The 13,623-nt window shown below is 70.1% G+C and carries 8 protein-coding genes; all 8 read left to right on the top strand.

Features of this window, described 5'->3' with window-relative positions:
• Positions 1–122: 122 nt before the first annotated feature.
• Positions 123–506: a hypothetical protein gene (locus tag ACOJUJ_RS29475; RefSeq protein WP_420130511.1), complete on the top strand. Its 384-nt coding sequence runs from the start codon at positions 123–125 to the stop codon at positions 504–506.
• A complete protein-coding gene (locus tag ACOJUJ_RS29470) occupies positions 503–2,209 on the top strand; it encodes a type II secretion system protein GspD (protein ID WP_420130510.1) in 1,707 nt (568 codons plus the stop codon). The genes ACOJUJ_RS29475 and ACOJUJ_RS29470 overlap by 4 nt, the downstream gene beginning before the upstream one ends.
• Positions 2,210–2,654: 445 nt before the next feature.
• Entirely contained in the window at positions 2,655–3,137 is a 483-nt protein-coding gene (locus tag ACOJUJ_RS29465; RefSeq protein WP_420130509.1) for a pilus assembly FimT family protein, read from the top strand.
• Positions 3,130–3,525: a type IV pilus modification PilV family protein gene (locus tag ACOJUJ_RS29460; protein WP_420130508.1), complete on the top strand. Its 396-nt coding sequence runs from the start codon at positions 3,130–3,132 to the stop codon at positions 3,523–3,525. Before ACOJUJ_RS29465 ends, ACOJUJ_RS29460 begins: the two co-directional genes overlap by 8 nt.
• 11 nt (positions 3,526–3,536) lie before the next feature.
• Positions 3,537–4,256, top strand: a complete 720-nt coding sequence (locus tag ACOJUJ_RS29455) for a PulJ/GspJ family protein (protein WP_420130507.1) — start codon at positions 3,537–3,539, stop codon at positions 4,254–4,256.
• Positions 4,246–5,163: a general secretion pathway protein GspK gene (locus ACOJUJ_RS29450; protein ID WP_420130506.1), complete on the top strand. Its 918-nt coding sequence runs from the start codon at positions 4,246–4,248 to the stop codon at positions 5,161–5,163. The genes ACOJUJ_RS29455 and ACOJUJ_RS29450 overlap by 11 nt, the downstream gene beginning before the upstream one ends.
• A 344-nt stretch (positions 5,164–5,507) precedes the next feature.
• A complete protein-coding gene (locus tag ACOJUJ_RS29445; RefSeq protein WP_420130505.1) occupies positions 5,508–7,046 on the top strand; it encodes a S8 family serine peptidase in 1,539 nt (512 codons plus the stop codon).
• A gap of 1,261 nt (positions 7,047–8,307) precedes the next feature.
• Complete coding sequence (locus tag ACOJUJ_RS29440; RefSeq protein ID WP_420130504.1) at positions 8,308–13,341, top strand: copper oxidase; 5,034 nt, start codon at positions 8,308–8,310, stop codon at positions 13,339–13,341.
• Positions 13,342–13,623 lie beyond the last annotated feature (282 nt).

Below are 13,623 nucleotides of genomic sequence, written 5' to 3'. Positions count from 1 at the left end.
CCCCCCCCGGGGGGGGGGGGGGGGCGGGGGCCCCGCGGGGGGGGGGGGGGGCGGCCGGGCGGCCCGGGGGGGGGCGGGGGGCGCCGCGCCCCCCCGCGCCGCCCCCCCGCCGCGCCGCCGCCATGCCGCGCGTGGTGCCGCGCACCGCCTCGTCCTCCGACGCGGCCATCCTGACGGCCGTGGCGCGCAACCCCTTTCGCCCGGACCGGCGCCGCCCCTCGGGCCGCTACCGCATGCCGGGCGAGGCGCCGCCGCCGGACGCGTCCGCGCTGCCCGTCGCCCCCGCGGCGCCGGTTTACAACCTCCGCCTGCTGGGGACGGTGGTTCTCCCCGACGGAAGCGGATTGGCCGCCCTTGCGGGGCAGATGGGAGAAAGCCGCATCGTGAAGACCGGACAGAGCTTCGAGGGGTTCCGCGTGACCGCGGTGGGCAACGGCAGCGCCACGCTGCGCGGCAACGACACCACTCTGGTGCTGCGCACGACGTCGGCGGGGGGTACCCCGTGAGGCGCCGCCTTTTCGCCGCGGGGCTGGCGGCGCTGGCCTGCGCGGCGCCGCTTGCCGCGCAGGGAACGCCGGGGGTGCAGCGCACCGCCCGGGGCATCATGATCGACTTTCAGGGCACCGACCTGCGCCTGGTGGTCCCCGCGCTGGCCGAGGCGGCGGGGGTCAACATCACGTACGGCGAGCTTCCGCAGCGCCCCGTCACCCTGCGCACCCCGGCGCCGGTGGACGCCCCCGGGGCGCGCCGGTTTCTGGAAAGCGTCCTGCGCGCCAACGACCTGGAGCTTCGCGACGAAGGTGGCGGCATTCTGCGCGTGATCTCCGTCGCGCAGGCGCCCGTGCAGCAGCCGGCCGCGCAGCCGGACGCGTCGGCGTTCTACACGCCCGGGGCAGGGCAGGGGGGCGTGCAGGTGTTCGTCCACCGCCTTCGCCACGCGCCGGCCGAGGACGTGGCGCGCAGCATCGGGGCGCTGTTCGGGCTGGGCGACGGCAGCATCGACGCGCGGCGGCCCCGCTCGCTAAGCCAGGAGCTGCGCGACCAGGCCCTTCCGCAGAACGGGGAGCCCATGTCCGGCGGCGTATCCGCCCGGCCGCAGGGGCTGGCGACGGACCTTTCGGGGAACGTGCAGATCTTTGCCGACCAGCGCACCAACTCGCTGCTCATCCGCGCCAGCCCGGGCGACTACGCCACCGTGCGCCAGGCCATCGAACAGATCGACACCCGCCCGCTGCAGGTGCTGATCGAGGTGCTGATCGCCGAGGTGCGGCACAACCGCCAGTTCGGGCTGGGGCTTACGGTGCAGCTTCCGGAGCAGGGGCTGGAGGGGACCGACACCCGCATCGGCGGCGAGCTGATCGGCGGCGGCGACGGCGACGTGGTGCTGCGCATTACCCGGCTGGGTGGCGTGGACGCCAACGTGGTGCTGCGCGCGCTGGCCACCTCCGGCAACGTCAACATCCTTTCCCGGCCGGTGATCCTGGCGCAGAACAACGAGGAGGCGCGCATACTGGTGGGCACGCAGCGCCCCTTCATCCAGATCTCCCGCGCCCTTCCCACCGACAACGCGGCGCGTGACCAGGTGATCCAGTACCGCGACGTGGGGACGCAGCTCACCATCCGCCCCACCATCAACCCGGACGGCTACGTCACGCTGACCGTGCTGCAGGAGGTGAGCACGGCCACCAGCGAAACGCAGTTTGGCGCGCCCGTCATCGCCACGCGCGAGGCCGAGACGCGGCTGCTGGTGAAGGACGACCAGACCGTGGTCATCGGCGGGCTCATCGACCAGCAGCGCACCACGTCCAGCTCGGGGATTCCCTTTCTCAAGGACCTTCCCCTGATCGGGGGGCTGTTCCGCTCGTCGTCGCGCAACACCAACACCACGGAGCTGTTCCTCTTCCTTACCCCCCACGTGATCTTCACGGACGAGGACATGGAACAGGCCACCGACCGCGTGCGCCAGAACGCCCCGCGGCTGGACCGCGCGCTCCCCGACTCCATCCCGCTGTACTGGGAGCTGCGCAGCGACACGCTGGTGATCCCCACCGGCCCGCAGTCCGGATCCCTCGTGCCCCAGCCCGAGCAGGCGGCGCCGCGCGACACCGGGAGCCCCACGTCGTCCGCGCCGCTGCCCGCTTCAACGCTCGCCGCCGCCCGCTCGCGGAGCCGCCGCGCCGGTGTGCGCCGCCGCGCGGCCGGAGGCTGAGATAACCATGACGGAGGCCGGTCCGCGGATCATTCCGGATCCGCACATCGACTCGTTGTTCCCAACTGCAGGTTCTCACGCAGAGGGAGCAGAGGAAGCAGAGAAAAGCGGGGATTTATACCGAATCCGGCAAAACACCTCACCTCAAGTCGGACTACTGAAACAGAGGTCAGGGTACAGAGGAACAGGGAACAGCCAGAGGAACAGAGGAGGAATGCGGATCACCTCTGTTCCTCTGGCGGTTCCCGGTTCCTCTGTACCTTCCGATGTTGTTTTTCCGGATCCTGTATTATCAGGCAGTTCTCCGCTTCCTCTGCTCCCTCTGCGTGCCAGATCGTTTAACGGATTCGGGATCGGGATCGATGGGGCGGCGAGGGTCGCCAGGTGGATCGGGAGCGATGCGCGGATGGCGGTGCCTGGCTCCTTTCCGGTGCGGGGCGGACGGATGCCGGCGCGCCGAAGCTCGCCGTCGCCACTCGCCGGATCGCGGTGCGGCTTTACGCTCATGGAGATCCTGGCCGTGCTGATCGTGCTGGCGATCACGGCGGCGGTGGCGGTGCCGGCGTTCCGGCCGCCGGCGGAGCGTAGCGCGGGAGCGGCCGCCGGCGCGCTACGCGAGCTGTACGCAAACGCGCGGGGCCAGGCCGCGCGCCGCGGCGTGGCCGTGGTCGTGGAGATCCGGACCGCCACCGGCGAGTGGCGCCTGGCCACCGACCCGGAGGACGGAACGGCGCCGCGGACGCTGCAGGTGGGCGCCCTGCCGCTTCCGGCGGAGGGGCGGCTCTCCGGCGGCCGCGACGGAACCGCGCGGGCCGCGTTCAGCCCCCTGGGGCGGGCGCGGGCGGACCGCGTCACCATCACCGAAGGAGAGGTCCGGCATGAGGTGTGGGTGGACCGGTGGACCGGCGCGGCGCGGCAGGGTGGGTGACCGGCGCGGCTTTACCCTGGTGGAGGCCCTGGTGGCGCTGGTCATCGTGGGCCTGGCGCTGGTGCCGCTGATGCGCTCCATCGGCATGGGGGTGCGCGAGCAGGGAAGGCTGCGCGGCCATCTGGACGCCGTCTCGCTGGCCGAGTGGCGCATGTCGGAGCTGGCGCTGGTGCCGCCGGATTCCATCCGCGCCTACGTGCGTCCGCGCCAGGGATGGTTCCCGGAGCCGTTTGGGGACTACCGCTGGAGCGCCGTGCTTCGCCAGGACGAGCGCTTTGCCGCGCTGGTGCACGGCGCCGTGCTGGTGCGCTGGAAGGACGGCGAATACTCGCTGGAAACCGTATTCCACCGCACCGAGCTGGTCCCCGAGTTCGCGCCGGCACCGTGATGCCCCGGGCAATGCGGATCGCGCGCGGTGGGCCGATCGCGGCGACGGCGGGCCGGCGGGGAGTGCTTTTCCTCCGATCCGCCGGGTTTACCCTGGTGGAGGTGCTGGTGGCGCTCGCGGTGTCGGGGGTGGTGGTCGCGAGCGCGTTCAGCGTGCTGAGCGCGGCCGCCGGTTCCCGCGCGCGGGTGGAGCGCGAGCGGGCGGAATCGCTGACGGGGCCGGCCGCGCGGGCGGCGCTGGAGGGGTGGCTGCGCGCGGCGGCCAACGTGGAGGGCGGCGGCTCCTTTGTGGGGCGCGACCTGCGCAACGGGCCCGTGGAGCTGGACGTGGTGGCCTTTGCTGTGGAGGACGGGGGCGCGCTGTACCCCGGCCCGCGCCGCGTGCGCCTGTGGGTGGAGACGGACGGCCGCGCCCCGCGCCCCGGCCTGCTGGCCGAGGTGTCCAGCCTGCGCCCCGGCGAGCCCGCGGAAACGCTGGCCGTAGCCCCCGCCGCCGCGGGCCTTTCGCTGCGCTACCGCACCGTGGTGCAGGGCTACGAGCGCTGGATCGACGCCTGGGCCGCAGACACCCTCCTCCCCGAAGCCGTGGAACTGCGCGTCCAGGCGCGGCCGGAACGGGTGGGCGGCACCGGGCCACGATCGGCGGACCGTCTGCCAGACGTGCTGCGCATCCCGCTCCGCGTGCCCGTACGCTCGCGGATCGACGTCACGGAGGTGCGCCGTGCGCAGTGACCGGCGCGGCTTCGCGCTGCTGGCGGTGCTCTGGGCGCTGGTGGTCACCGCCGCCCTCGCCGCCGAGCTGCACGTGGGCGTGCGCGGCGACCAGCGCATTGCCGCCAACGCCCGGGCCGAGGCCCGCCTGCGCTGGGCCGCGCGCGGCGGGCTGGCCGGCGCGCTGGAGTCGCTGCGCGCGCGGCTGGCCGCGGCTTCCGCCACGGGCGCCCTGGTGACGACGGACACGCTCCTCGTGCCCGCGGAGGAGACGGAGCTGGACCGGGTGACGGTGCGCGCCACCGTTGTGGATGCGCGCAGCAAGCTGCAGCTGAACCTGGCCACCCCCGACGAGCTGGCCGCGCTTTTCACGGCCGTGGGCTACGGCGGGGGCGATGCCCGGGCGCTGGCCGGCGCCGTGGCGGGGTGGCGCGCCGCGCACCTTCCGCCCTACGAATCGCTGCCCACGGACTCGTCCGGCACGCGGCTGCGCCCCCCGCGCGGCGCCTTTGCGGCGGTGGAGGAGCTGCGCATCGTCCCGGGCGTGTCGGCCGCGGCGTACGCCCTGGCGGCGCCCTGCCTGACGGTGGACAGCGACGGCCTCATCAACCTGAACACCGCGCCCGTCGCCGTCCTGCAAACGCTTCCAGGGATCGGCGCGGCCGGGGCCGCGGCGGTGGTGGCGCGGCGGCGCCGGAGCCCCTTTCTGAGCCCGTACGAGGTGGTGGACGCCCTTCCGCGCGATGCGCGTGAGCGGGCGCAGGCCGGGCTGGCCCAGCTGATCGCGCGGGTCGCCTTTGTCCCGCGCGAGGCGGAGGTGCGCGTGACGGCGCGGATGCCCGGCTCCCCGCTCGCGGCGCGCATCCGGGCGGTGGCGGTCATGCCCGGGGGGCCGGCGCTACCCGTCGTATCCGTCGTGGAGAGGTGAGGGCTGCGCCATTTCCGTAGAACTCCCGCCGCGTGCCGGTCGCGGGAGACGAGATGTTTGGAAAATGCGGTCGTTGGATTCCCTGTCAGAAGATCCGATCAAGCCACCGTATGCAAAGAAATCCACTTTGCTGGTCTTGCCTTTCACGACGTGACATCAAAACTGCAGAACGCGCCCGTGACACTCTGACGGCAACGGAAACGAGTGCACAAAGTGATGGGTGAACATCATATAAATTGTTGCAAATAAATGGTGTATGCCTTGACGAAGCGATAAACATCTGGTACCCTACAGATCCGTATCACGCCCGTTCTCTCCCTCCAAGCTTGCATAGAGGTATCCCCATGCAGACACGTTTCCGGCCGCTCGGTCGCTCGGCTCTCGCCGCGCCGATGGTTGCCGTCCCGCTGCTGCTCGGCGCCTGTGACGACCGTCCCCTTCCCATTGAGCCGGCCGGCGAGCTTGCTTCCGTGGCGGGCGTTGCCCCGTCTACCGTACGCACGGCCGGGGGCGACCTGGTTACCGGCGACGCGGCCGCCTTTGCGCAGGCGCTGGCGGAGATCGGGCCCGAGGGCGAGGTGCTGGTCTGGCTCAAGGAAGCCGGCACCCCCGGCCCCTCGCCGGAGTTCCTGATCAACCTCCCGGGCTCGGGCGCGGAGACCATCGCGCTCCCGGCGGAGACGCCGGGCGCAAAGCGGCGCAACAACCTGGGGCCCGCGTCCATCCGCGGCGCGTCGGTCCAGGCGGTGGTCCGTGCGCTGGGCGAGGCGGGCGTGGATGACCCGCGCCCCATGCAGGCGCTTCCGGTGATGTCGGTGCGGCTGCGCGAGCCGGTGCGGCTGGCCGCGCTGCGGGTGCTGCTGCGGCACCCCAACGTGGACTACGTGAGCGCCGTGCGCTCGCAGGCCATCGAGTTCACCGGCCTTCCCACCGGACTCAACGCCGAAGACACCCGCCACACGGTGCACGACGTTCTGAGCGCCTGGGACATCACGCGCGGCAGCGGGGTCAAGATCGGGATCATGGACAGCGGCCTGGCGCGGGTGGCCGCCACGGGCAACTTCCACGAGGACGCGCTCTTCACCACCTCCACCTTTGGCAACTACGGCGTGGTGGGGATGGGCTTCGTGGACGACGAGTGCGGCTCCACCCCCGCCAGCACGGGCTCCTGCATTCCGTACGACGACCGCGGGCACGGCTCCATCATGGCGGGGCTGGCGGGCGCCAACGACAATGACCTCGGGAGCGTGGGCATTGCCCCGTTCGCCACCACGTACAGCATGAAGATCAGCTGGAACACGTACATCCGCGGGTACTGCGGATCGTACCCCTGGGACGAGTCCACCTCCTGCCTGGAGGGCGACGACTTCATCCGCGCCATCGACTACGCGGCGATCAACCGGTTCCACGTGCTGTCGATGAGCTTCTGGCTGCAGAAGACCAACAGCGACGACTACCGCGCGCTGTCCACGGCCTACAACACCTACGGCGTCTTTCTGGTGGCGGCGACGGGGAACACGGTGGGCGGCGCCGCGCAGTACCCGGCGGCGTACGACGTGGTGATGGGCGTGGGCGGGGTGGACGCGGCGGGGAACAACCTGTACAGCACGGCCGCGCGCGACGTTTCCGGCTACTACTTCGGCAGATCGCTTAACCCGACCTGCTACAAGACCAGCTACTGCGACGCCGGCTCGCCGGGGCTGTACGGCAACTTTACCGGATCCTCCATCGCCACGGCTACGGTGGCGGGCGTGGTGGGCCTGGTCCGCGCCGCGCACCCCACCGAGACCCCCGCGCAGATCTGGCAGCGCATCACCGCCACCGCCGAGGGGACCAACAAGGTGGTCAAGGCGAACGCGGCGATCAACTGGGTGCGCCCCTGACGGCCAGTTCCTCGAGGCCGTAGACCGCACCCCAATCCGTACTGGCCGATCCGGTCGCGACTGTTCGCGGCCGGGTCGGCTTTTCTTCGTCGCGGACCAGGAGGTCGGCGGATCAGGCCGGATCCGCAACAGAATGGGCCTCACACAGAGTGAACAGAGTCAACAGAGTTTGCTCGTGCCGTTTTCTCGGCTCTCGCGGCTGAAGCCGGATTCCTGGTGTCGGGTGCAGGTGGAGGATGTCGGCGAGACGCGATCTTCTGTGAGAGCGTCGGGAACGGGAGGTAGATGGAATACGGCAGGGGGCCATGAGAATTTTTTTGGGATGGGGATCGGCCGATGGTCTTCGTGGCGCACGTGAACAGGCCGATCGCACCACCTGACGCGCGATCTTGAAAACCATCTGCACACTCCAGTGGTCGAGGTGACCCGTGGTCCGTCGGCGGCAGGCTACACGGACTATGGTTCGATGACCGCGCCACCGTTTGCGCTCCTTATGAGATACAGTGCGTACAGATATGCACTGCGCGCTGCGGTATCTGTCGATCGGGATCAGGGGCGAAAGCGTGCTTCGTTGCTGACTCCTTTCCCTACCAAAACCGTCATCCATGAGGCGCCACCTGATCCTTGCGGATGACGGCGGAGCGCAGGCTTCGATATCTCCGATTACGGCTAGTGAAAAAGGTGAACAAAGGGAGCCTGAACCCGCTTCCCCTGCTACGGAAACGCGGATCTGATAACATACATTTTCCGCCTTGACTACATCAAAAACATTTGGTACCCTTAGCTCTGTATTGTGCCGGCACTCTCTCTTCACGCTTTTGATAGAGGCAGCATGCAGTCACGTTTTCGGCCGATCCATTAGGCGTAATCTGCTGGTTTCGGCCGATGGCCCACGGCACCGCTGCTGGCCGTGCCCATGCTGCTCGGCCGGCTGCGACAACCGCCCACTTCCGCTGCAGCCGTCCGGCGAGTTCGCGGCCGCGGCGGGGGGGGCGGGGGATCATCGTCCGTGAGGGGCGCGCGGAACGGCGGTCGAGAACGGCGAAGGCCGACGCAAACCGGCTCCGCCGCTACCTCCCCGGCTCCTTGCACCGTGCTGTCCGTCAATGTGCCGTCTTCAGTGGGATGCGGAACGAACACCCCGCGCAATGCCGGAGGTCCCGCCCGGGCACCTTCGTGCGCGGAAGGATGCAGCTGAAGGCACCCCGTCACAGGAGGAAGCATGAAGCAGAGATGGAGGTTCCGCCCGCCGGCACCCAGAGTGCCCGCGCTTCTCGCCGTCGTGGCCGCGCTCGCGGGCGCCGCACCGGCGGCCGAGGCGCAGACCACCACCCCCACCTGCAAGCGGCAGCTGAGCGCGCTGGTGGTGGCCATGGACCAGTCGATCTGGTACAACCGCCTGGGCGCCCGCGACCCCGGCGGGATGATGTTCGCCCTGTACCAGGACGTGCGCCCCGGATCGGCCGGCGTGCTGGCGCCCGGCAGCGTGGTGCTGCGGCCGGGCAAGCGCCCGCGCCCCATCACCCTGCGCATGAACGTGGGCGACTGCATGCAGGTCACCCTGTACAACTACCTGTCCAACACCCCCGGCCACAACCAGCCGCACACCCGCGACGTGTCGGTCCACGTGGCGGGCATGCAGGCGGTGGGAACCATCCTGGCCGACGGCACCAACGTGGGCGCCAACGCCGGGACCGCCCTTACCCCCACCAACGGGCGCAAGGCGTACAACTTCTACGCGGCCAAGGAAGGCACCTTCCTTCTGTACAGCACCGGCGCCATGACCGGCGGCGAGGGCGACGGCGGGCAGATCGCCAAGGGCCTGTTCGGCGCCGTCAACGTGCAGCCCGCGGGTGCCGAGTGGTACCGCAGCCAGCTTACCGCCGAAGAGATGGGGTGGGCGACCCGCAAGGACGGGAGCGGCGTTCCGCTAAAGACCGCGCAGGGGCACCCCGTGATGAACTACGAGGCCGTGTATCCCGCGGGGCACGCGCGCGCCGGGCAGCCCATCCTGCGGATGCTGGACGCCACCAACCGCGTCGTGCACGCCGACCTGAACGCCATCATCACCGGCCCGGGCCGGGGGATGTTCCCGGCGGGCACCTTCGACACCGTGGTGGTGAACCGCAACCGGCACCGCCCGTACCGCGAGTTCACCGTCATCTTTCACGACGAGACGGGGCTGGTGCAGGCGTTCGACGACGTCTTCAACGACCCCGAGCTGGAGCACACGCTGCACAGCGGCCGCGACGCCTTCGCCATCAACTACGGCACCGGCGGGATCGGGGCCGAGGTGCTGGGCAACCGCTTTCGCGTGGGGCCCATGGCCAACTGCACCGAGTGCAAGTACGAGGAGTTCTTTCTATCCAGCTGGGTGGTGGGCGATCCGGCCATGGTGGTGGACGTACCCGCCGACCGCGACGCCAACAACGACGGGGTTCCCGACCCGGGCGCCAAGGCCACCAAGGCCCTGTTCCCCGACGACCCGTCGAACGTGTTCCACAGCTACATGAACGACCACGTGAAGATCCGCAACCTTCACGCGGGGCCCAAGGAGCACCACGTGTTCCACCTGCACGCCCACCAGTGGCTGCACTCGCCCAACTCCGACAACTCCACGTACCTGGACTCCCAGGCCATCGGCCCCGGCGCCGGGTTCACGTACGAGATCACCTACGACGGCGGAAGCAACCGCAACAAGACGCCGGGCGACGCCATCCTGCACTGCCACTTCTACCCCCACTTTGCGCAGGGGATGTGGGGGCTGTGGCGCGTGCACGACGTCTTTGAGGGGGGAACGCAGCTGGACTCGGCCGGGCGACCGGTGGCGGGTGCGCGGCGGCTTCCCGACGGCGAGATCGCGGCCGGCACGCCGATTCCGGGGGTGGTGCCCATCCCCACCTACGCGCTGGCGCCCATGCCCAGCAACACCATGCCCGGCTACCCCTTCTACATCCCGGGCCGGGCCGGCCGCCGCCCGCCGCGCCCGCCGCTGGACGTAAAGCCTGACGCCTCCGTCGCCGGCGGCTGGCGCAACGGCGGGCTGGCGCGCCACGTGGTGGTGGGGGGCGCGGCCACCAACCCGCCGCTCAACCGCTTCGACTTCAGCAAGGTCAACACGCGCATCCAGGCCGACTCGCTCCCCGAGACGGGGACGCCGCTGGAGGTGAACGCCATGGCGTTCCACGCCCAGCGGTCGCAGCCCACCTACCGCTTTGACCCCAACACCGGCGCGGTGGTGTCCGACACCTTCATCACCAACGGCCGGCCGGCGGCCGCGGGCGCCCCCTTTGCCGACCCGTGCGTAAGCGACGTGGGCGCGGCGGTGGGCAACCCGCGCACCTACCTGGCGGCGTCGTTCCAGGTGGACGCCAAGATCAACAAGGCGGGATGGCACTTTCCGCAGCACCGCATGTTCTCGCTGTGGGCCGACGTGGACAGCGTGCGGCAGGGGCTCAAGGCGCCCGAGCCCATGTTCATCCGCGCCAACACCAACGACTGCATCACGTACAGCCTGGTCAACCTGATCCCCAAGGACTACGAGCTGGACGACTTCCAGGTAAAGACGCCCACCGACATCATCGGGCAGCACATTCACCTGGTAAAGTTCGACGTGACCTCGTCGGACGGGGCGGCCAACGGCTTCAACTACGAAGACGGCTCCATGAGCCCCGGCGAGGTGCGCGAGCGCATCGAGGCCATCCGCCGCCACAACAACTGCACCGGCCTGCACTCCGGCGATCCGCGCGACGGACAGTTCGTCTGCCCCGTGGCGCGCGCCCACCCCTTCTTTGGCGCCGGGCCCAACGGCGAGTGGGTGGGGGCGATGGAAACGCTCTCCCGCTGGTACGTGGACGACGTGCTCAACAAGCAGGGCGTGGACCGCACGCTGCGCACGGTGTTCACGCACGACCACTTCGGGCCTTCGACCCACCAGCAGGCCGGGCTGTACGCGGGGCTGGTGACGGAGCCGCGGGGCTCTACCTGGCGCGACCCCGAGACGGGGGTGCTGTTTGGCGGGCGCTTTGACGGCGGCCCCACCAGCTGGCGGGCCGACATCCTTACCGCCAACGCCGACTCCAGCTACCGCGAGTTCAACCTGCAGCTGGCGGACTTTACGCTGGCGTACCAGCGAAACTCCAACAACACGCACCGCACGTTCACCGACAACGCCACGGGCGTTTCGGTGGTGGGGATCGCCGATCCACCCACGGCCATCAATCCGCCGGGCAAGTTCGAGGTGGGGCTCCCCGACCTGATTCGCGCGCCGTTCGCGCGCAACCACTGCCCCAGCCCCAGCAACTCGGTGGCGCCCACCCTCAACACCCCCTGCCCGGAGCTGCTGTCGGCCGACGAGCCGGGGACGATGGCGGTGAACTACCGCAACGAGCCCATCGCGCTGCGGGTGCGCGACCCGGGCAGCAACGGGCAGGCCTCGGGCACGGCGGGCGACCTGAGCCACGTGTTCCGCTCCATCAGCCGCGCGGACCCGCTGCTCAACACCTTTGGTCCCTACGCGCAGCGCCCCGGCGTGCGCGTGTACGACCCCTACACGCCCCTGCTGCGGGCGTACGAGGGCGACCGCGTGCAGATCCGCGTGCTGGTGGGCGCGCACGAGGAGGGGCACAACTTCAGCGTGCACGGCGTGCAGTGGCTCATGGAGCCCTCCGACCCCAACTCGGGCTTCCGCAACAGCCAGATGATGGGGATCAGCGAGCACTACGAGTTCGTCCTTCCGCCGCTGCCGCGCAACAACATCGGGCCCGAGGTCGACTACCTGTACCGGGCAGGCTCGGCCACGGACGACCTGTGGAACGGCACCTGGGGGATCCTGCGCGCCTCGCAGCGGGGGAACGGCAACTTTCAGCTGCTCAAGCTCCCCAACAACTCCGGGCCGTCCAGCGTGAACCCGGCCAACGCCTCGCAGTACTCGGGCGTGTGCCCCGTGGGCGCGCCGGCGCAGAACTTTGACGTCACGGCGGTGCTGGCGCGCGACGCGCTGCCGCACACCGGCAACCGGCTGGTCTACAACTCGCGCGCGTCGGGCGGCTTCGGGCCCATCTACGACCCCAACGCCATCCTGTACGTGCGCACGGTTGACCTGAACCCGGACGGTACGCTCAAGACCACGGTCCCCATCGAGCCGCTGGTGCTGCGCACCAACCGGGGCTCGTGCATCAACATGACGCTGCGCAACCGGCTTCCGGCCACACCGCCCGATTCGGACGGGTGGAACACGCTGCCCACGATCATCGACCAGTTCAACGCCAACGACGTGCGCCCCTCGGGCGACGTGGGGCTGCACGCCCAGGCGCTGGGTTACGACGTAAGCCGCAGCGACGGGGTGAACGTGGGGCTCAACCCCATCCAGACCGCCGCGCCGGGGGGAACGCAGACGTACCAGTGGTACGCCGGCTACCTTACGCTGCGCCGCGACTCCATCGTCAGCGTGCCGGTGGCGTTCGGCGGGCTGAACCTGATGCCGGCGGATCCGATCGAGCACGCCAGCAAGGGGGCCGTGGGTGCCCTGGTGGTGTGGCCCGAAGGGTTCACCTTCCGCACGGATGCGTCGACGCGGGCCTCGGCGTGGGCCATCCACGGCGCGTCGGGGACGGTGTACCGCGACCACGTGGTCATTACCCAGACCGACCTGAACCTGCGCAACGACGCCGGGCCCATCCGCAACCTGGCCGAGGCCGAGGATCCGGAGGATTCGGGGCAAAAGGGCGTCAACTACCGCACGGAGCCCATGTGGCTGCGAAAGCAGTACGCCCCCGACACGGATCTTACGACCACGCGCACGTTCAACTACGCGGGGGTGCTGCTGAACTCGCAGGTGGGCGGCGACCCGCAGACGCCGGTGTTCCGCACCGAGGCGGGGCAGAGCGCCTACTTTCACCTGCTGATGCCGGGCGGCCACGCCCGCAACCTGGGCTTCAACCTGCACGGCCACATCTGGCAGGAGCAGCCCTGGGTAAACGGCTCCCTGGAGATCGGGCTGAACCCGCTCTCCGAGTGGAAGGGGATCAGCTGGGGGCACGGCCCCACCCACCACCAGACGATCGTGATTCCCAGTGCCGGCGGGTACTTCAAGATCACCGGCGACTACCTGTGGCGCGACCAGTCGTCGTTCCACTTCGACGGCGGCATCTGGGGGATTTTCCGGGTGGTGCCCGCCGGGTCGCTTCCGCCGCCCACGACGGTGACTCCGGTCATCGACCCGTGCGGATCGACCACGTCCACGCCGGGGGGGACGACGATCCAGTGCAGCCCGTTGCCTAACCCGGGGACGTAGACGCCCTGAGAACACAGGGCTCTCCTGGAGGCACGGAGAGGAGGACGGAAGGGCGGGGGCGTCTTCGGGCGCCCCCGCCCTTTGTCTTGCGGCAACGACGACGTGTGGTGGTGGCGGATGGATCACCCGATCGCGCATCAGGTGGTGCGATCGACGCTCTCCCCATCGCTCCGGAGATCATCCACCGATCCGCACACCTCGCTCAAAAAACGCGGATGGCCCCCCGCCGCATTCCATTCGCCTCCCGTTTCCGACATTCCCACAAAAGATAGGTGCCTCGTC

This window comes from Longimicrobium sp. (genome assembly GCF_048594345.1).
In the GTDB taxonomy this organism is placed as follows: domain Bacteria; phylum Gemmatimonadota; class Gemmatimonadetes; order Longimicrobiales; family Longimicrobiaceae; genus Longimicrobium.
Note: the sequence above shows the minus strand (reverse complement) of the source record. Positions and strands in the feature narration are given on the sequence as shown.